The following is an 18,642-nucleotide window of genomic DNA, read 5'->3' on the forward strand; positions in this document are numbered from 1 at the left end:
GATACGGTGGCTCGGCCGACGCGCGCGGCGCGCCGACGCCCCACCCCCGCATCGAAGGAGCCGCAGCGTGCAGACGCTCTACCATTCCGGCCGCATCCTCACCATGGTCGACCGCGACGACGCCCCCGAGGCCGTGCTCATCGAGGACGGCCTGATCACCGGCGTCGGCACCCTCGCCGACCTCCGCGAGCGCGCCGACGCGTCCGCCGGGGCAGACAGGGTGGACGAGGTGGACCTCACGGGCCGCACCCTGATGCCGTCCTTCATCGACTCCCACGGCCATCTGCTGGCCCACGGCCGACTCGCCGCCCTCGTGGACCTGGAGGGCGCCCGCAGCATCGACGAGGTGGTCGCGGCCTTCCGCGAGCGCCTCGCCGCACGCGATGCGGGTGACGACTCACCGCTGATCGGCGCCAAGTACGACCCCACGCAGCTGGCCGAGGGGCGCCATCCCACCCGCGACGACCTCGACCGGGTCTCGACCGAGATCCCCGTCCTCGCCATGCATCGCAGCATGCACGTGGGCGCGGCGAACTCCGTCCTGGTCGAGGCCGCCGGGATCACCGCCGAGACCCCCGACCCCGAGGGCGGGCGCTTCGGCCGCCGCGACGACGGCTCCCCCGACGGCTTCGCCGAGGAGCACGCGGCGCTCGGCGCCCTGTTCGCCGCGCTCGACCCGGAGGGCGGCGCGAGCAGCATCCTCGGCGGCGGCGACGCGTCGGCCGCCCTGCGCCTGGCCGCGGACGACTACCTGCGCCACGGCATCACGACCGCCCAGGAGGGCGCCGCCTCCCCCGACGCCGTGACGGACCTGGCCGAGGCGGCACGCGCGGGCGAGCTGCCGCTGGATCTCGTGGTCTACCCGGTCGCCGCCTGGGGAGCCCCGGCGCGCGAGCAGTTCGCCGAGAGGGCGCCGCCTCCCCCGACGCCGTGACGGACCTGGCCGAGGCGGCACGCGCGGGCGAGCTGCCGCTGGATCTCGTGGTCTACCCGGTCGCCGCCTGGGGAGCCCCGGCGCGCGAGCAGTTCGCCGAGTTCACCGGCGACTACGCGGGTCGTCTGCGCCTGGGCGGGTACAAGCTGATCCTCGACGGCTCCCCGCAGGCCCGCTCGGCCTGGATGAGCGAGCCCTACGAGCCGATCCCGGGCGACGAGCACCCCGGCTGCGCCTACCCCGCCCACTCGGACGAGCAGGTGCTCGCCTGGACCCGCGAGCTCGCGGCCGACGGCGTCCAGCTCATCGCCCACTGCAACGGCGACGCCGCCGCGCAGCAGTGGACCGACACGGTGACGCAGGTGGGCGCCGAGAACCCGGCGCTGCTGGCCGAGCGTCCGGTGATGATCCACGCCCAGACCGTGCGCGACGACCAGCTGGAGACCATGGCGCGGCTCGGCATGATCGCCTCGATCTTCAGCGTGCACACCTTCTTTTGGGGCGACGCCCATCTGCGCAACTTCGGCCCCCGCCGCGGCCGCCGCGTCTCCCCGGCGCGCTCGGCGCTGGACCGCGGAGTGCGCGTCACCCTGCACCAGGACTCCCCCGTCACGCCCCCGGACATGCTGCTGAGCATCTGGGCGGCCGTGAACCGGATCAGCCGGGAGGGAACGCCCGTCGGCCCCGAGGAGCGCATCTCGACCTGGGAGGCGCTGCGCGCGGTCACGACTGACGCCGCCTACCAGTACGGCGAGGAGGAGACGAAGGGGCAGCTCAGCGAGGGGATGCGGGCCGACCTCGTGATCCTCTCGGCCGACCCTCTCGCGACCGACCCGCAGGACCTGCGGGACATCGAGGTGCTCACCACCATCAAGGACGGCGAGGTCGTCCACTCGGCGTGAGCGCCGGCCGGGGGACCGTTACGGCCCGCTCCGCCCGGCCGGGCTCTCACGGCTCGGGGTGGAGGACGACCTCCTCGAGCTCCGCTTCCGGGGCGGCCATGAGCCGACGGTGACGCACGGCGAGGAAGACCCCGCCGAGCACCACCCACACGGCGAGCGCGACGAGCGGCGCGGTGCCCAGGCGCCCCGGGGATCCCGGGACGAACAGCAGCAGGAGGAAGCCCAGCGACAGCAGCGCGCCCAGCAGGGCGATCGCGCGGTAGACGGGGCGAGCGCGGCCGAAGGCGTCGTGCTCCCCCGTCCGCGCGGGGTGGGCGAGCTTGAACGCGGCCAGGCACGTGTACCCGTAGGCGATGGTCACGCCCACCGAGGTCATGTCCACGATCCATTGGAGCGCGGAGCGTCCGAAGAACGGCGCCAGCAGGCACAGGGCGCTCGTGAACACGATCGCAACCACGGGCGTGCGGTGCCGGCTCTCGACGCGTCCGAAGAACGCCGGCAGCATCTTCGCCCTGCCCATCGCCATCAGCACGCGCGAGGAGGAGACGGTGAAGCCGTTCAGACCTGTCGCCACCCCCATCAGCACGGCGATCACCATCAGGCCCTTGCCGAGCGGGCCCATGATCCCGGCGATGACCTCGGCCGTGGGCCAGGCGGCGTCGGGGTGGGTGTCGCCGTTCGGGCCCAGGGCGACGGAGCTCGAGAAGATCATCGCGAGGTAGACGAGCCCCGCCGTGCCGATCGCGGCGAGGATGAGGAACAGCGCCTTGCGGGGCGAGAAGTCGAACTCCCCGGCCGCCTGCGGCACGTTGTCGAAGCCCACGAACGCCCACGGCGCGAAGGCGACCATCACGGCGATCGCCGGCAGCGGCGAGGAGCCCTCCGGGAACGCCGGGTAGAACGCGAAGCCGTGCTGCATGCCGTGCAGCAGCGCGCCCAGCAGGATCGCGACCACCGCGATGATCAGCACCACGCAGGCGATGAACTGGAAGCGTCCGGACAGGGCAGTGCCCATCGCGTTCATGAAGCCCGTGGCGACGATCGCGAGGGCCGCGATGATCACCTCGGGCAGGTAGATGTCCCAGCCCGCGACCGTGTACAGGTGCACCTGCTCCATGAGCGAGGGCAGCAGCATGCGGAACACCAGGGCGACGGCCGTCGCGTTCAGGGCGACGATGCACGAATAGGCGAGCGCGAGGAACCAGCCCACCACGAACGCATGGCGCCGCCCGAACTCCTGCAGCACGAAGGCGAGCTCGCCGCCGGTCACGGGCAGCACGCGGATGATCATCCCGTAGCTGATGCCGATGATGCCGATCAGCACGGCACCGATCGTGAAGCCCAGGAGCGCGCCGGCGGTGCCGCCGTCCTGCAGCCAGTCCACCGGCAGCATGAACGCGCCCCAGCCCACGGCCGAGCCGAGCGCGATCGCGAACACCCAGGAGGGCTTGAGCGTGGACTGCAGGGAGCGCGTGTTCTCGTCGGCGCCGGGCGGGGCGGACGTCCCGGCGGCGGACGAACCGGTGGTCGACGAGGGGGCGGAGGGTCTCTCCGACATGGGAAGCCTTTCGATGGCGACTGTTCGGTCGACAGCGCCGTCGCTGCACAGCTTCGTCGCGCGGGCGGAGCCGGGGAGCCATGATGCCACCGACGGGGAGGGCGCCGACGCAGAAGCCGACGCAGAAGGGGCACGGACGCGGCAGGGAGAGGCCGTACTCTGACCCCGACAGCCTCGACCCCGTCGTCCCCGACGGGTCGGCGGAGACGAGGAGCAGGACGGAGCGGGACATGGCCGGGAACGCCGACGGGACAGCGGAGCCGATCGAGGGCACCGGACGCATCCGCACCATCGGTGAGCGCCTCATCCTGCCTCTGCCCGCCGCGGCGAGCGCCCGGCTGCGCACTCGCGGACAGAACGCGGTGACCGCGGTGCTGGACGGTCATCCCTTCGACCTCGTCGTCGAGCCCGACGGCGCCAAGGGGCACTGGATCAGTCTCGACGAGGAGATGCTCGAGGTGCTGGGCCGCGGCGACGGCGAGGAGGTTTCCTTCGCGCTGACCCCGTCGGCCGCCTGGCCCGAGCCCGCGATCCCCGAGGACCTCGGCGAGGCGCTCGCGGGCGCCGACGACGCCGGCGGGGTCTGGGAGGACATCACGCCCATGGCCCGGTGGGAGTGGGTGCGCTGGGTCGGTGCCACGAAGAACCCCGACACCCGCGCGCGCCGCGTCGAGGTCTCCCTCGACAAGATGCGCAACGGCAAGCGCCGCCCCTGCTGCTTCGATCTCGCCTCGTGCACCGATCCCGAGGTCTCCAAGAGCGGGAAGCTGCTCGGGATCGAGTGACGGACGGGGCTGCGGCCCGCCGAGGGAACACCCCATGGGGACTTCTCCCCATGGAGATGCCTGCTGTCCTCCACTACGGTCATGGCAGCTCTCAGGGCCGACCATCCCAGCTCGACGGCAGGGAGAAGCACATGATAAGGGGACCGCGATGACATTCATCGGCGCCGACACCGACCAGCTGCGTGATCTCGGCACCCGCATGCGCCAAGGCATGCTCCGGCTCCAGGAGCAGCAGAGCCAGATCACCCGTGCCGTGGCCGCCGCCGACTGGCACGGGGAGGACGCCGAAGAATTCCGCGGGAGGGCACTCAGCGAAGTCGTGCCCGCCATGCAGAGGGCGCAGGACGATCTTCTGCGCCGGGCGAATGATCTCGTGAGGCAGGCGGCGGAACAGGACGAGGCCTCCGACCCGCGGGGCTTCTGGCAGAAGCTCAACGACCTCCTGCACTGGCCTGCCCAGATCACCCGCACGATCCGCAACGTCCAGAAGATCGCGACGAGCATCCCCAAGATGCTCGAGCACTTCAGGGACGGGAAGGCCGGGCTGAGGACGCTGAAGGACCTGCTCGCCCTGCGCAAGCGGTTCCCCCATATCGTGTGGAGCGAGTACAAGGCCATCGCCAAGGAATGGGACGAGGTCCTCAACGGCAAGGGCTGGGAGAAGCTCGGAGACTTCATCCCGCAGAAGCTCAGCAAGTACCTGGGCGTCAACATCCCGGGCAAGGAATGGGCGGGCAAGGCACTCTCCCATCTCGACGAGATCACCGATGCCACCAAGCCGTGGGTGAAGGTCGGTTCGAAGAGCCTCGGCAAATTCCTTCCCGGTCTCGACATCGGACTCGGGGTGCACCAGATCGCGACGGGAGACACCTACGACAAGGTCTCGGGATCCCTCTCCGTGGCGAGCGGAGGCCTCGTGCTCGCGGCTCCCCTGTTCGGCCCGGCCGCGCCGATCGTCGCCGGAGTGGGCGTCGGGCTGGGCGTCGTCTCCGCCGGCATGGACATCGGACGCACGCTGTATGAGAACGTCCCCGCGGTGAAGAACGTGGTCGACGGTACGGTGAGCAAGGTCGGCGAGGGACTCGGCGCCGTCGGCCACGGCATCAAGTCCCTCTTCGGCTGACCATCGGAGCCCGTGCCGCATCCGCACCGACCGCTGCGACCATCCGCAGACGATGAGGAGACCCCATGACGGAGACGCCCCTCGGCGACTCGACGCTCACCCGCGACCTCACCCGCGAGGAGCGCCATGAGCTGTGCGCGAGCCTGGTGCTCGACTCGGCGCAGGATGGCCCGGCGGCGCTCGGGGTCTTCACGGACGAGGAGCTGACCGCGCTCGACGGCCTGGACACCCCTCAGGTCGTGCCCTTGCCGTGGATCGTCGACAATGAGGCGGCCGTGTCTCCGCGCGCCGCCGCCTCGGTCGCCCTGCGCGGTCTCATCGCGCGGCGGCTCGTCATCCCTGCCGAGCTGCTCGCCGATGACCTCGAGGAGCTGGGTGACGACCCCCGAAGGCTGTACGCAGTGGACCCCGTGCAGGGGATCCTGACACTGCGCCGAGGGTTCGTCGCCCTCATCACCTATCAGCGCATGGTGAGCGAGCAGATCATGACCGTGGTCCAGTACGCCTTCGAGGGCGAGGACAACGGGACGATCCTCGAGGAGGAGATCACGCCGGACGGCTATCACCACTTCTCCGCATTGCCCGTCGCCGTCGCCGTCGACCACGCGATGGCCGTCATCGATCAGGACGAGGTCGCTGCGGACGACGGTCCCGTGGTCTCCCTGCGCTCGTCGGACGTGGACGAGGACGAGAGCCTCTCCGCGCGCATCGCGGACACCCGTGCCCTGATTGTCGCCTCCCTGGTGACGCGGGGCGGAGACGCGGAGCAGGTCACGTACTACGCGACCTCGGATCGCCTGCTCGTGTCCCGCTCCGATCAGGATCCGGCGACCGCAGCCTCCGACGAAGATCCCGTGCTCGAGTTCGCGGAAGCCTCCTCGGACTCCGCCCGGGAGCTGGTCGCGGCCATGCTGACGGCGGCCCGGGAGGCTCGCGCATGAGCCGCGCACAGGTCCTGGGCCGCACACGCGCCACGTTCCGGATGCACTGGCCCTGGTACCTGAAGCTGCTGCCCCTCGCGCTGGTGATCGTCATCTCGGGCTTCGTCCTCCTCACCGGCGACAGGGCTGCTGCGGCGATCTCCTTCGTGCTGCTGCTCCTGCTCGCCGTCCTGCCCATCGCGCTCGTGCTGCGCTCCTTCGCGTTCTCGGTGACCGACCGCGCGATCGTCATCGGCCCCTTCCTCCCGTTCTTCTCGCGCACCGTGGTGATGCTCTCCGACATCGACCTGGGCACGCTGCGATCGTGGAGCAATCTCGCCGTCTACCTGCACCAGTCCTCGACCCCATGGGCGCTCACGGTGGGGCAGATCAACCCGGGTTCGCGCTCCGGGATCTCCTTCTTCGCCCGGCGCACCGGCGACCTGGAGGGAGATGCCCTCACCGAGAACCAGATGACCAAGGACCTGGGCGGCACCATCGAGATACTGAGCGCGACCCGGCGGCCGACGGCGGTCGTCGGCGTCATCGCTCGCGCCCTGGCGGATTCGGGCATCGCGAACGAGCAGCAGATCCTCGCCACCGCCCTGCCTCCCGGACGACTCACCCGGGAGCGGGGAGCCCACCTGCGCGAGATCCCGGGGCATCCCGTGCCGTTCGGGAGCTGATCCCGTCGTCGGCCCGGCAGCCGGCGGACTCCGGCGTCACTCCACCGGCACGTCGTCCAGGAAGTAGTAGGCGGGCACCTTGGCCGCGTAGTCGTTGCCGTCCAGCTCGCGCCAGCCCACGACCTCCGTCGACCCCTCGCGCTCCTGGGCGAACTGGGTGGCCAGGAACATCAGGCCGATCACGGAGGCCAGCCCCTGGCGGGCGGGCTCCTCACGCAGCACATCGCCGATCGAGGCCTGCCCGGCGAGCGAACGCACCCGGTTCACGGAGCCGGTGAGGCCGACGGTGTCGATGTCGTTGGTGCGCACCAGATCCTGGAGCACCTCGACGCTGAGCGTGGTCGCGTCGTGCACCTCCGCCTCGACGGGCGATCCCGGGTCGGTCGGATCCTTCAGACGGTGCTGGGAGACCGAGGACATCCGCACCCGCGCGACCCGCAGGTCCAGCGAGAACGGGAAGCGGGTGGAGACCTCGTCCTTCTGCGCGAGCGCGAGACCCTGCGCCTCCTGCAGCAGGTCCAGCAGCACGCGGTGCTGGCGGAAGTCCTGGGAGCGCACGAACCGCGCGAGCGAGCGGTACAGCTCGGTCTTGACGTCGAGCACCTCCTGCGCGGGCTCGTAGAGGTCGCTGAACACGTTCGCGAGCTTCTCGCGGTCGTCGCGCGTGAGGTGCTGGGTGAAGTCGCGCTCGAGCAGACGGTCAACCACGTCCTGCGCTCGACGGGTCTGGGCCGGGTCGTTGAGCATCCGGAAGAAGGCGGTGAAGGTGCGGCCCACCTGGGACTGGCCCAACAGGTCGTCGCCCGCGAGCAGCTGCTCGAGGATCTCGCCGCGCGAGGCCTCCGGGGAGAGGATCTGCTCGCGCAGGTGGAGGTCGACGGCGCGCAGGTCCTCGCGGTACTGCAGGAAGTCGCCCGAGAGCTCGGAGGCGATCTGCAGGATGTCCCGCAGGCGATCGGCGGAGGTGTCGACGTTGGGCAGCAGCAGCTCGCCCTCGGCGAGATCGCGGATCTCCTGCTCGATGGCGGCGCGACGGCGCTGGAGGTCCGCGAGCCGCACGTCGCGGTCGGTCTCCGTCTCCTGCGCGAGGCGATCGAACTGCTGGAGCACCAGCTGCAGGCGCGACTCGGTGGTCGTGGGCCGATGCTCCTCGAGGGAGGCGATGAACTGGACCGCGTCGATCGTCGCCGGGGACGGCTCGAACATCGTCTCCAGGTGCTGCGGGTCGTCGCGCCGGGTCAGGTAGCCCTCGCGCACCCACGAGTCCACGTACTCCGGGGCGGTGCGGCCCTGGCCGTCCTCGTGCAGCAGATCGAGGTGCGTCTCGACGCGCGCCACGAGATCGCTGCGCCCCAGGCGACGGCTGCCGCCGGGGAACACCGTCTGCAGGATCGCGAGCACCGCCGGCGCCTTGGTTGCGCTCAGCAGACGCCATGTCGAGAGGCGTCGCAGCTGCTCGTAGGCGTCCTTGCGCGCGGAGACCGTCTGCGGACGGTCGCTCGCGGACCCGAGGAGCGAGGCGGACGCCGGGGACGAGGCGGTCGCCGGAGCGTCCTCGGCGAAGGTGCCCGGGACGTCGTCGCGGGTCGACGCGGGCTCCGGGTGCTGCGGCTGGGGCTCGGACGTGGTCACGGCCGACGAGTCTACTGGGGACGAGCGGAGCGAGGCGGGGCGGGGCGGACGGAACGATGCGGGGCGTGGCGGGGCGAGGCGTGGCGGGGGCGGAACGGGCGGGAGGCGCGACGGCGCTGGCCGACGGCGCCCGGCGCCCTCGACGCCCCGCGCCACCGAGAAGTGAGAAGTTGCTGTCAAAACCGCCACTTCACGACGACTTCTCACCTCTCGCGGCGCTGGTGGAGGCGGGGCGGACCGGGCGCGGGGCCCGCGCGGCGCGCGGCCGTGAGTGGTACGAAGTCGTTGCCATGGGCGCTCATGGCAACGACTTCGTACCACTCACGCGCCGTGGCGGGTTCGGGGTGCAGTGGCGCCGATGTCAGCGCGCGCGCCACCACTTCTTCCCCTGGTCCACCGCGAGCCCCGTGGCGCGCAGTCGCGCGACGAGGCGGTCGTACTCGGCGTCCAGAGCGTCGGTTTCCTCCGGATCGGGGTCATGCGCGCCCGTCTCATCGGCGTACGCGGCGCCCATCGCCTCGGACCACGCCCTCAGGGCGTCCCGGAGCGGAGCCGGGATCAGCTGCTCGGGCGCAGGACCATCGAGATATGCCACGCCGTCCCACCACTCCAGGATCAGCACATAGTCCCAGTCGACCAGGAGCGGCCCGGGCATATCGTCGACGCGAGCGCGCAGATCTTCATCGTCGATGGCGTCCATATCGGCCCTTTCGTGCCCGTCCGCGCGGGTCGGCGCCGCGGCGTGTCCTGCTGGGCGGGCGGCGCATGACCGTTCCCGCTGCTTCGCAGACCTCTCCGCCGCGTTCGCGGGGTCCCTGCGCGCTCCTCGATCATGCCTCACGTGAACGCTCACGAATCTGTAGGCTGGACCCAGCGCCACCGTCGGCCGTCAGCGCCCGGTCCGACGCGAAAACCCCATCTGACCTGGAGGAATCCTCACGATGACCACCGCTGCTCCCGTGACCGCCCCGACCGACCGCTGGTGGGAGGCCCTGCCCGCCGGCAGCGGTCGCCTGCGCGGTCGGGCGCACCTGCACTCCGACGCCCCGGAGATCAGCCTCGACGGCACGTGGGACGTGCGCTTCGGCTCCCGGGCCGACGGCTCGGACCTCGGTGACCCGACGACGATCGAGGTGCCGGGCCTGTGGCAGCTGCAGGGCCATGGCGCCCCGCAGTACACGAATGTCGTCTACCCGATTCCGGTCGACGTCCCGCATGTGCCCGACGAGAACCCCACGGCCCATTATTCGCGCGAGCTCGCGGTGCCGGCCGACTGGGAGCAGCAGCTCGCCGAGGGCGCCCGCGCGATCCTGCGCTTCCAGGGCGTGGACTCGGCGGCGAAGGTGTGGATCGACGGCACCGAGGTGGGCGTGACCTCCGGCTCGCGCCTCACCCAGGAGTTCGACGTCACCGACCTGCTGCGCGGGGGCGCCGCCCACCTGCTCGAGGCGCGCGTGGTCCAGTGGAGCGTGAACACGTACCTCGAGGACCAGGACATGTGGTGGGCCTCCGGGATCTTCCGCAGCGTGGACCTGCTGCTGCGGCCCGTCGGTGGCATCCACGACCTGGTCACCCGCGTCGACTTCGACCCGCAGACCGGCCGCGGCACGCTGGGCGCCCGCGCGACCGGGATCGACGGCGCGCCGCTCGAAGGTGCGGTGGTGCGCATCCCCGCCCTCGGCATCGACGCCCCGGCGGACGGCACGAGCATCGACGTCGGCCCCGTCGACCCCTGGAGCGCCGAGGTGCCGGCCCTCTACGACGCGACGGTGACCGCCGCGGGCGCATCCAGCGGCAGCTTGGCGGAGACCGTCTCCCTGCGCGTGGGCTTCCGGCGCGTGGAGATCGACGGCGAGATCTTCCGCATCAACGGCGAGCGCGTCGAGATCCGCGGCGTGAACCGGCACGAGGTCGACCGGCTCGTCGGCCGCACGCAGCATCCGGGCAACCAGGATCTCGATGCCGCGCTCATGAAGCAGCACAACATCAACGCCGTGCGCACCTCCCACTACCCGCCCCACCAGCGGTTCCTCGAGGTGTGCGACGAGGTCGGGCTGTACGTGGTCGACGAGTGCGACTTCGAGGCGCACGGCTTCCACGCCGACACCACCGGCGAGGACTCCACGGGCGCCGCGAAGCGCCCGGCCGACGACCCGCAGTTCACCGACGCCCTGCTCGAGCGCACCGACCGCTTCGTGCGCCGCGACCTCAACCACCCGTCGATCGTCATCTGGTCGATCGGGAACGAGGCGTCGACCGGGCAGAACACCACCGCGATGATCCAGCGCGTCCGCGAGGTGGACCCCACCCGCCCGGTCATCTACGAGCAGGACTACCGCGCGCTGGACGCGGACTTCTTCTCACTCATGTACCCCAGCCACGAGCAGTCCCGCCAGATCGGCGAGCGCGCGCTGGATGCGGAGAACAGGACGCAGCTGGTCGGCATGCTGCGCCACCTGGGCGTGGACGCGGCCGACGATGCCTTCGACGACGTCCCGGCGCTCACCAAGCCGTTCCTGTGGATCGAGTTCGCGCACGCCATGGGCAACGGCGCAGGCTCCCTGAAGGAGTACTTCGACCTGGTCCACGAGTACCCCGCGATCCAGGGCGGCTTCATCTGGGAGTGGATCGACCACGCCCTGGCCACGACCGATGCCGACGGCCGCGCGATCGACGGGTACGGCGGCGACTTCGGCGAGCGCCTGCACGACGGGAACTTCGTGGCCGACGGCCTCGTGCTGCCCGACCGCACCCCCTCCCCCGCGCTCCTCGACGCCAAGCACCACTTCTCGCCCGTCGGGCTCGAGATCCTCGAGGGGCCGACGGGCGACGGATCCGGCGCCTCCCTCGCGCGGGTGACGAACCGCTATGCGTTCCGCACCCTCGAGCATCTGCGCGCGGAGGTCTCGCTCGATGCGCAGGAGAGCTGGCAGGAGCTCGCGCTGCCGGACCTCGCGCCGGGGGCGTCGGCCGATGTGCCGCTGCCCGCCGGCGACGGGCCCGCAGTGACCGTGCGCCTGCTGACCCGCGAGGAGGAGGGACCTGTCCCGGCGGGCCACCTCGTGATCGCCGCCGACCGCGTGGATCGTGCCGCTCTCGCCGCGCAGCAGGAGGGCCTGGGCGAGCTCGTCGCACCGATTCCCCCGGATGCGGCCGTGGGCCGCGACAGCTGGCGCGTGGGCCCGGCGGTGCTCGACGACCTGGGTCGTCTGGTGAAGGTGGGGTCGGTCGACGTGCCGCACGCGGGCGTCGACCTGTACCGCGCTCCCGTGGACAACGAGCGCGCCTTCACGTCCGTGGCGCTCGAGACGCGGTGGAAGCGGATCGGTCTGGACGTGGCCCGCCTGCGACTGGTCTCGGCCGACGTCGAGGGCGACGTGCTCGTGCTGCGCAAGCGCCTGGGTCTGGACGGATCGAGCCTCGGCGCCGACGTCACCGAGCGCTGGTCCAGCGACGGCGAGCGCGTCGGGGTGCAGGTGGACGTGGCACCCTCGGCGCACTGGCCCGAGGACCTGCCGCTGCCCCGGGTGGGCTGGACGTTCGCGGTGCCCGGCGGCCTCGACGACGTGCAGTACACGGGCTACGGGCCGCACGAGTCCTACCCCGACACCGGCGGCGGCACGACCTTCGCGACCTACCGCTCCTCCGTCGACGACCTCCAGACCCGCTACGTGATGCCGCAGGAGAACGGCAACCGCGCGGGCGTGGTGCGAGCGGCGGTGCGGGGCGACGGGCACGAGGTGGACGTGGTCGCCCCCGAGGGCCTGGGGCTCGCGGTGCGCCCGTGGTCGACGGCCGAGCTCGACGCGAAGGCCCACGACGGCGCCCTCGAGTCGGACGGCCTCACCTGGGTGACGCTGTCCGCGGCGCTGCACGGCGTGGGATCCGCGGCCTGCGGCCCCGAGCCGCTACCGCAGTACGTGCTGGGCGCCGCCCCCGTGAGCTTCCGGTTCGAGCTCGCCGCGCGCTGACCGCCCCGCGGTCAGACTGTCCGGCGCCCCCGTGCACTTCGCGTAGCAGGAGGTCGGGTCACGTGTCATATATGCGGTGACCCGACCTCCTGCTACGCGTGCTGCTCGCACCCGGCGGAGCCCCGGCCCGGCGTGGTGATCGCAGGGACGGTGTGTGCGCGGCGCGATCGACGTGCCCGCGCGGGTCGGTCGGGGCCGGGACGACGTGACCTGCCCGATAGGCTGGAACCACACGAGGGCCGACCAGAGCAGGGAGAACAGCACATGTCGCAGGGCTACGAGCAGCCGGATCCGCAGGAGGGCCGGCCGGGGTACGGGCAGGCTCCCGACGGGCAGCAGGGATACGGCGAACCCGTAGGCGGCCCGCAGCCCGCCCAGCCGTACGACCCGTACCGCAGCACCTCGGAGCAGAGCACGGCACAGCCGGATTCGCCGCAGCAGAGCGAACCGCAGCCCGGCTGGGCGCAGCAGAGCGACCCGCAGCCCGGCTGGCCGCAGCAGAGCGCCGCATCATCGAACGCTCCCCGACCGGGCACGGACGAGCCGAACACGGGTCAGCCGGAAGCACGCCGACCGAGCGGGTCCGAGCAGCCCTCCCCGTGGGGGCAGCCTGCGCAGTCACAGCCCTCCCCCGCGCCGCAGCCGTTCGGCGCCCCGCCCCAGCAGCCCTCGCCGTACGCCGCTCCTCAGTCGGCGGCGCCGGGCGGCCCGTACGCTCCGGGGAATGCCTCGATGCCCGTGTACGCACCGGCGGGTACGCCGGATCGCAGCCGGCTGACGCGCACCTTCGCGATCATCGTCATCACCCTCGGCGCGCTGTTCCTGCTGATCCGTTCGATCGCCATCATCGTGACCACCGTCGGTGGGTACTCGGCGGGCTATCAGGGCTCCGAGGCGGGAGTCACCGGCTTCGCCGTGGGCGGCGTGCTGCTCGTGATCCTCAACGTGATCGTGGGCATCGCCCTGCTCGCAGCCGCCATCTACTTCCTGGTGGTCGGCCCGCAGCGGGTGCGGATCGGCGGAGGACTGATCCTCGCTCCGCTCGTCTGCGGCGTCGTCACGCGACTGATCATCACGGCGATCGCGCAGGCCGCGCTGCAGTCCGCTCTCCACGACGGGAGCTTCGACGCCGCGCGGGGATTGCTCGTGGTGATGGTGATCGTCGAGGTGATCCGCCACGTCATCGAGGGCGCGTTCGTGATCGTCGGCGGGATCGTCGTGCTCCGCGCCGCGAAGAAGTCCTGACCTCGGCGCTCGACGCGCGTCGCACCCTCCGTTAGCAGCCGGCCTCCGCGAGACCGCTCACCGCGCCTCGCCGTAGTACGCGCCCGTGCGCTCCTCGCGCAGGGCGTCGAAGTCGCCGCTCGCGATCGACGCCCGGATCTCGTCGACCAGGCGCACCACGAACCGCTCGTTGTGGATCGTGCAGAGCGTCGCCGAGAGGATCTCCTTGGCGCGGAACAGGTGGTGGATGTACGCGGCGGTGTAGTGCGTGCACGTGAAGCAGTCGCAGGTCTCGTCGATCGGCGCGAACTGGCGCCTGTACCGCGAACCGGTGAGGTTCACCCGGCCCGTGCGCGTGTAGACGGCGCTGTTGCGGGCGACCCGGGAGGGCGAGACGCAGTCGAAGGTGTCGGCGCCGGCGGCCACGGCAATGAACAGGTCGTCGACCTCGCTGATGCCCAGCAGGTGCCGCGGGCGGTCCTCGGGCAGCTCGTCGGTCACCCAGCCGACGATCGTCCCGAGGTTCTCCTTCTCGAGCGCGCCGCCGATGCCGAAGCCGTCGAAGACCTGGTCGTCGACCTCCATCGCACCGAGGTCGCGGGAGGCCTTCCGGCGCAGGTCCTCGTACTGGGCGCCCTGGATGACGCCCCACAGCTGCTGGTAGGGCTTGGTGTCCCGCTCGATCGTCAGACGGCGGTGCTCGGCGAGGCAGCGGATCGCCCACAGCCGCGTCCGCTCGAGCGCCTGCTCCTGGTAGGGGCGGGAGTTCATGAGCGTGGTGAGCTCGTCGAAGGCGAACATGATGTCGGCGCCGAGCCCGTGCTGGATCTGCATGGAGATCTCGGGCGTGAAGCGGTGGACGTCGCCGTTGATGAAGGAGCGGAAGGTGACGCCGTCGTCGTCGACGTGCGCGAGGCGCTCCTTGCCCTCGGCGACGGCGTCGTCCTCGCCGCTCGCGGTGCGGGCCTTCTCCCCGCCGGAGAACTCGCTGGAGAGGACCTTCTTGAAGCCCGCGCCCAGGCTCATCACCTGGAAGCCGCCCGAGTCGGTATACGTGGGGCCGGGCCAGTTCATGAAGGCGCCCAGGCCGCCGGCCTCGTCGACCAGGTCGTGGCCGGGCTGGAGGTAGAGGTGGTAGGCGTTGGCGAGCACCGCCTGCGCGCCGAGGTCGGCGACGGCCTGCGGCAGCACGGCCTTCACGGTCGCCTTGGTGCCCACGGGCACGAACGCCGGGGTCGCGATGTCCCCGTGCGGGGTGCGGATCACGCCGGCGCGGGCCTTCTCGCCGTGGCGCGCGGTGATCGCGAAGCCGCTGCGGTCCGGGGCGAGGTCCGACGGGGCGGCCGACGCCGCGCGCGGGGCCGGCTGCGGGCCCGGGGCCGGGTGCGGGGCCGACGGAGCCTGCTGCGCGGGATCGGACGACGGGGAGGTCATGGGGCTGGGCACCCACTCAGTGTCCCACGCAGCGCTGTGGTCAGCCCCGCAGGTACTCCTCGAGGGCTGCGTCCTGGTCGGCCGGGGTGAAGCCCGTGGCCTCGATCCTGGCGAGGGAGAGCACAGAGCTGCGAGGGCGGGGCGCGATCGTGCCGTCGCCCTCGGCGCGGCCCTGGGCGGCGTAGTACTCCGCCGTGGGGACGCCGCGGACGCGCGCGGGGTCGTGCCCGGTGAGGGCGAAGACGCGCCGGGCGATGTCCGCCCAACTGGACGGCTCCCCCGCGCACGTCGCGTCGTACACCCCGGGCACGGGACGCATGGTCAGCAGATGGTCGATCGCGCGGGCGAGCTCGCTCGCGAAGGTCAGCCGGCCCACCTGGTCGTCGACCACCGCGGGGTCGATGCCGCGCGCGGCGAGGTCCGCCATGGTGCGCACGAAGTTCCGCCCCTCCCCCACGACCCAGCTGGTGCGCAGCACGAAGTGCTCGGGCAGGGTCTGGACGAGGCGGTCGGCCGCGGCCTTCGTCTGCCCGTAGACGCCCAGGGGGCTCAGCGGCTCCGCCTCGTCGTGGACCTCCGCGGCGCCGTCGAACACGTAGTCGCTTGAGACGTGCACGAGCGTCGCCCGGTGCCGTCGTGCCGCCTCGACGAGCCGCGCGACGCCGTCGACGTTCGTCGCCCACGCCTCCCGACGGCCCTCGGGGGTCTCGGCGGCGTCGACGGCGGTGTGCGCGGCGGCGTTGACGATGACCCCGTGGGGCGAGAGGTCGAAGGCGCCGACGGAGGCGGGGTCGGCGATGTCCAGGCGGTCGCGGCCCACCAGGTCAACGTCGGCCCGGCCCTGCCAGTGCGCGGCGAGGGCGCGGCCCAGCTGGCCGCTCGCGCCCACGACCAGGGTGCGGCGGGGCGGCACCGGGACCACGTCCGCGAGGCGGGGATGGGAGCGGTCCTTGTCCGAGAGGACGGCCTTCTCGAGGGGGATCGGCCAGGGGATCGCGGCGGTCTCGTCGGCCAGGTGCAGGAAGGTGTACTGGGTCTGCGCGGCCTGCGACCAGTGGTCGTTGACCAGGTAGGTGTAGGCGGCGGGGGCCTCGAGCGTCTGGAAGGCATTGCCGACTCCGCGGGGCACGAAGATCGCGACGCCCGGGGTGATCTCGTGCCAGTAGGCGGTCCCGAACGTCGGTCCCTCGCGCAGATCCACCCACGCTCCGAACACCCGGCCCGTGGCCACCGAGACGTACTTGTCCCAGGGCTCGGCGTGGATGCCGCGGGTGACGCCGACCTCCTGGTTGAAGGAGATGTTGTTCTGCACGGGGCCGAAGTCCGGAAGGCCCGCGGCGAGCATCTTCTCGCGCTGCCAGTTCTCCTTGAACCAGCCGCGCGCATCGCCCGGCAGCGGCAGGTCGAGCACGAGCAGCCCCGGGATCGGCGTGGTGGAGACGATGAGCTCGCCCGTGCCCGTCACTGTCCCGCCTCCGCGTACTTCGCCTCGGTCGCGGCCTTCTGGCCGCGCCACCAGTCCTCGTTGTTCCGGTACCAGTCGATGGTCTGCGCGAGGCCGCTCGCGAAGTCCGCGAAGACCGGCTCCCAGCCCAGCTCCTCGCGCAGCTTCGTCGCGTCGATCGCGTAGCGCAGGTCGTGCCCGGGCCGGTCGGCGACGAGGTCGTAGTCGTCCGGTGCACGGCCCATGAGATGCAGGATCTGCTCCACGACCTCCCGGTTGGAGGCTTCCCCGTCGGCCCCGATCAGGTACGTCTCGCCGATGCGGCCCGCCTCCAGGATCCTCAGCACGGCCGAGGAGTGGTCCTCGACGTGGATCCAGTCGCGCACGTTCGCGCCCGCCCCGTACAGCCGCGGGCGGATGCCGTCGAGGAGGTTCGTGATCTGGCGCGGGATGAACTTCTCGACGTGCTGGTGGGGTCCGAAGTTGTTCGAGCAGTTCGAGATCGTCGCCCGCACGCCGAAGGACCGCACCCACGCGCGCACCAGCAGGTCGCTGCCGGCCTTCGTCGAGGAGTACGGGCTCGAGGGGTTGTAGGCGGTGGCCTCGGTGAAGCGCGCCGGGTCCTCGAGCGCGAGGTCGCCGTAGACCTCGTCGGTCGAGACGTGGTGGAGGCGGGCGCCGTGGCGGCGGGCGGCCTCGAGCAGCGTGAAGGTGCCCACGAGGTTGGTGCGGACGAAGGGAGCGGGGTCGGACAGGGAGTTGTCGTTGTGGGACTCGGCGGCGAAGTGCACGATCGCGTCGTCCTCGCCGGTGAGGGAGCCGACGAGCTCATCGACCACGTCCGCGTCGGCGATGTCGCCGCGGACCAGGCTCATCCTGTCCTCGGGCAGGCCCGCGAGCGAGGCGGCGCTGCCCGCGTAGGTGAGCTTGTCGAGCACGGTGACGGTGTCCTCCGTGCGCTCGATGACGTGGTGCACGAAGTTCGAGCCGATGAACCCGGCGCCGCCGGTGACGAGGAGGTGGCGGGGCATCAGCGGTCTCCTCCGGGGGACGCGGGGGCGGTCTCCCGCTCGAGGATGTCGAGCAGGTGGGCGCCGTAGCCGGATTTCACGAGGGGCTCGGCGCGCTCGCGCAGCTCGTCGTCGGACAGGAACCCCATGCGCCAGGCGACCTCCTCGGGGGCACCGATGAACAGGCCCTGGCGCTTCTGGACGGTGCGGATGAACTCGCCGGCGGCCGCGAGGTCGTCGAAGGTGCCGGTGTCCAGCCAGGCGGTGCCGCGGGTGAGGACCTCGACGCGCAGCGCGCCGTCCTCGAGGTACGAGCGGTTCAGGTCGGTGATCTCGAGCTCGCCGCGGGCCGACGGGCGCAGCGCCTTCGCACGCTCCGAGGCGGTGGCGTCGTAGAAGTACAGGCCGGGGATCGCGAGGTTCGAGCGGGGACGGACCGGCTTCTCCTCGAGGGAGAGGGCGCGCCCGTCGGCCCCGACCTCGACCACGCCGTAGGCGCGCGGGTCCTTCACCCAGTACCCGAAGACCGCGGCGCCGTCGACGTCGGCGAAGCGGCGCAGCTGCGTGCCCATGCCCTGGCCGAAGAAGAGGTTGTCGCCCAGGACCAGTGCGGCGGGGCCACCGTCCAGGAAATCCTCGCCGATGACGAGCGCCTGCGCGAGGCCGTCGGGCGCGGGCTGCACGGCGTACTCGAGGCGGATCCCGAAGCGCGAGCCGTCGCCCAGCAGCGTCCGGAAGGACTCCTGGTCGTGGGGCGTGGTGATGATGAGGATGTCGCGGATTCCGGCGAGCATCAGGGTGCTCAGCGGGTAGTGGATCATCGGCTTGTCGTACACCGGCAGCAGCTGCTTGGAGACGCCCAGGGTCAGCGGATGCAGACGCGATCCGGTGCCTCCGGCGAGGATGATGCCGCGCATGGGTGCACGCTCCTGAGGGTGTCGACGCGGGTGGGGCGCGGGGGCGCGCCCTGATGCCCCTGTCCGGATGCTATCGAGAGGGACGACGAGCGGGCGGGACGG

General features: G+C 71.7%; 15 protein-coding genes. 8 read left to right on the plus strand and 7 right to left on the minus strand.

Annotation, left to right across the window (positions count from 1 at the left end; all coding sequences use genetic code 11):
* Positions 1 to 67 precede the first annotated feature (67 nt).
* Positions 68 to 934 carry an amidohydrolase family protein gene (locus Bra3105_RS07630; protein WP_228359617.1) on the plus strand — a complete coding sequence of 289 codons (867 nt, stop codon included), beginning with the start codon at positions 68 to 70 and terminating at the stop codon, positions 932 to 934.
* On the plus strand, positions 931 to 1,836 hold the full coding sequence (locus tag Bra3105_RS07635) for an amidohydrolase (RefSeq protein WP_228359285.1): 906 nt from the start codon (positions 931 to 933) through the stop codon (positions 1,834 to 1,836). The genes Bra3105_RS07630 and Bra3105_RS07635 overlap by 4 nt, the downstream gene beginning before the upstream one ends.
* 46 nt (positions 1,837 to 1,882) lie before the next feature.
* Here Bra3105_RS07635 and Bra3105_RS07640 read toward each other — a convergent pair whose 3' ends face one another.
* Positions 1,883 to 3,394: an APC family permease gene (locus Bra3105_RS07640; RefSeq protein ID WP_228359286.1), complete on the minus strand. Its 1,512-nt coding sequence runs from the start codon at positions 3,392 to 3,394 to the stop codon at positions 1,883 to 1,885.
* Positions 3,395 to 3,624: 230 nt separating this feature from the next.
* Between Bra3105_RS07640 and Bra3105_RS07645 the strand changes: the two genes are divergently transcribed.
* The 4 genes from Bra3105_RS07645 to Bra3105_RS07660 all read left to right on the plus strand — a co-directional run bounded on the left by Bra3105_RS07645 (position 3,625) and on the right by Bra3105_RS07660 (position 6,908).
* Positions 3,625 to 4,179 (plus strand): YdeI/OmpD-associated family protein, encoded by a 555-nt coding sequence (locus Bra3105_RS07645; protein WP_228359287.1) that lies wholly within the window; start codon positions 3,625 to 3,627, stop codon positions 4,177 to 4,179.
* A 148-nt stretch (positions 4,180 to 4,327) separates the two neighbouring features.
* Positions 4,328 to 5,302, plus strand: a complete 975-nt coding sequence (locus tag Bra3105_RS07650; RefSeq protein ID WP_228359288.1) for a WXG100 family type VII secretion target — start codon at positions 4,328 to 4,330, stop codon at positions 5,300 to 5,302.
* Positions 5,303 to 5,367: 65 nt separating this feature from the next.
* Positions 5,368 to 6,243 carry a hypothetical protein gene (locus tag Bra3105_RS07655; RefSeq protein ID WP_228359289.1) on the plus strand — a complete coding sequence of 292 codons (876 nt, stop codon included), beginning with the start codon at positions 5,368 to 5,370 and terminating at the stop codon, positions 6,241 to 6,243.
* Positions 6,240 to 6,908: a hypothetical protein gene (locus Bra3105_RS07660; protein ID WP_228359290.1), complete on the plus strand. Its 669-nt coding sequence runs from the start codon at positions 6,240 to 6,242 to the stop codon at positions 6,906 to 6,908. Before Bra3105_RS07655 ends, Bra3105_RS07660 begins: the two co-directional genes overlap by 4 nt.
* 36 nt (positions 6,909 to 6,944) lie before the next feature.
* Here the strand turns inward: Bra3105_RS07660 and Bra3105_RS07665 are convergent, their stop codons facing one another.
* Positions 6,945 to 8,360: a DUF3375 domain-containing protein gene (locus Bra3105_RS07665; protein ID WP_407650916.1), complete on the minus strand. Its 1,416-nt coding sequence runs from the start codon at positions 8,358 to 8,360 to the stop codon at positions 6,945 to 6,947.
* 541 nt (positions 8,361 to 8,901) lie between these two features.
* The gene (locus Bra3105_RS07670) at positions 8,902 to 9,240 is read right to left on the minus strand and encodes a hypothetical protein (protein WP_228359292.1); all 339 of its coding nucleotides are present in this window, start codon (positions 9,238 to 9,240) and stop codon (positions 8,902 to 8,904) included.
* Between the two features lie 241 nt (positions 9,241 to 9,481).
* On the opposite strand from Bra3105_RS07670, the gene Bra3105_RS07675 reads away from it, so the two are divergent.
* Positions 9,482 to 12,511 (plus strand): glycoside hydrolase family 2 TIM barrel-domain containing protein, encoded by a 3,030-nt coding sequence (locus tag Bra3105_RS07675; RefSeq protein WP_228359293.1) that lies wholly within the window; start codon positions 9,482 to 9,484, stop codon positions 12,509 to 12,511.
* A gap of 264 nt (positions 12,512 to 12,775) precedes the next feature.
* Positions 12,776 to 13,756, plus strand: a complete 981-nt coding sequence (locus Bra3105_RS07680) for a hypothetical protein (protein ID WP_228359695.1) — start codon at positions 12,776 to 12,778, stop codon at positions 13,754 to 13,756.
* Between the two features lie 57 nt (positions 13,757 to 13,813).
* Here Bra3105_RS07680 and tgt read toward each other — a convergent pair whose 3' ends face one another.
* From tgt to rfbA, 4 genes are read right to left on the minus strand one after another with little or no spacing between them, the layout of a single operon-like run.
* Entirely contained in the window at positions 13,814 to 15,181 is a 1,368-nt protein-coding gene (gene tgt, locus Bra3105_RS07685; RefSeq protein ID WP_228359294.1) for a tRNA guanosine(34) transglycosylase Tgt, read from the minus strand.
* A 28-nt stretch (positions 15,182 to 15,209) separates the two neighbouring features.
* Positions 15,210 to 16,634 (minus strand): sugar nucleotide-binding protein, encoded by a 1,425-nt coding sequence (locus tag Bra3105_RS07690; protein WP_228359295.1) that lies wholly within the window; start codon positions 16,632 to 16,634, stop codon positions 15,210 to 15,212.
* The gene (gene rfbB / locus Bra3105_RS07695; protein WP_228359296.1) at positions 16,631 to 17,644 is read right to left on the minus strand and encodes a dTDP-glucose 4,6-dehydratase; all 1,014 of its coding nucleotides are present in this window, start codon (positions 17,642 to 17,644) and stop codon (positions 16,631 to 16,633) included. The genes Bra3105_RS07690 and rfbB overlap by 4 nt, the downstream gene beginning before the upstream one ends.
* Positions 17,644 to 18,540: a glucose-1-phosphate thymidylyltransferase RfbA gene (gene rfbA, locus Bra3105_RS07700; protein ID WP_228359297.1), complete on the minus strand. Its 897-nt coding sequence runs from the start codon at positions 18,538 to 18,540 to the stop codon at positions 17,644 to 17,646. Before rfbA ends, rfbB begins: the two co-directional genes overlap by 1 nt.
* Between the last annotated feature and the right edge of the window lie 102 nt (positions 18,541 to 18,642).

It is taken from the genome of Brachybacterium halotolerans subsp. kimchii (genome assembly GCF_020792675.1).
Taxonomy (GTDB): Bacteria; Actinomycetota; Actinomycetes; order Actinomycetales; family Dermabacteraceae; genus Brachybacterium; species Brachybacterium halotolerans.

Excerpts from the sequence above, each read along its gene's own strand:
- Bra3105_RS07640 (WP_228359286.1), bottom strand. The coding sequence starts at position 3,394 with ATGTCGGAGAGACCCTCCGCCCCCTCGTCGACCACCGGTTCGTCCGCC.
- Bra3105_RS07645 (WP_228359287.1), top strand. The coding sequence starts at position 3,625 with ATGGCCGGGAACGCCGACGGGACAGCGGAGCCGATCGAGGGCACCGGA.
- Bra3105_RS07650 (WP_228359288.1), top strand. The coding sequence starts at position 4,328 with ATGACATTCATCGGCGCCGACACCGACCAGCTGCGTGATCTCGGCACC.
- Bra3105_RS07655 (WP_228359289.1), top strand. The coding sequence starts at position 5,368 with ATGACGGAGACGCCCCTCGGCGACTCGACGCTCACCCGCGACCTCACC.
- Bra3105_RS07660 (WP_228359290.1), top strand. The coding sequence starts at position 6,240 with ATGAGCCGCGCACAGGTCCTGGGCCGCACACGCGCCACGTTCCGGATG.
- Bra3105_RS07670 (WP_228359292.1), bottom strand. The coding sequence starts at position 9,240 with ATGGACGCCATCGACGATGAAGATCTGCGCGCTCGCGTCGACGATATG.
- Bra3105_RS07675 (WP_228359293.1), top strand. The coding sequence starts at position 9,482 with ATGACCACCGCTGCTCCCGTGACCGCCCCGACCGACCGCTGGTGGGAG.
- Bra3105_RS07680 (WP_228359695.1), top strand. The coding sequence starts at position 12,776 with ATGTCGCAGGGCTACGAGCAGCCGGATCCGCAGGAGGGCCGGCCGGGG.
- rfbB (WP_228359296.1), bottom strand. The coding sequence starts at position 17,644 with ATGCCCCGCCACCTCCTCGTCACCGGCGGCGCCGGGTTCATCGGCTCG.
- rfbA (WP_228359297.1), bottom strand. The coding sequence starts at position 18,540 with ATGCGCGGCATCATCCTCGCCGGAGGCACCGGATCGCGTCTGCATCCG.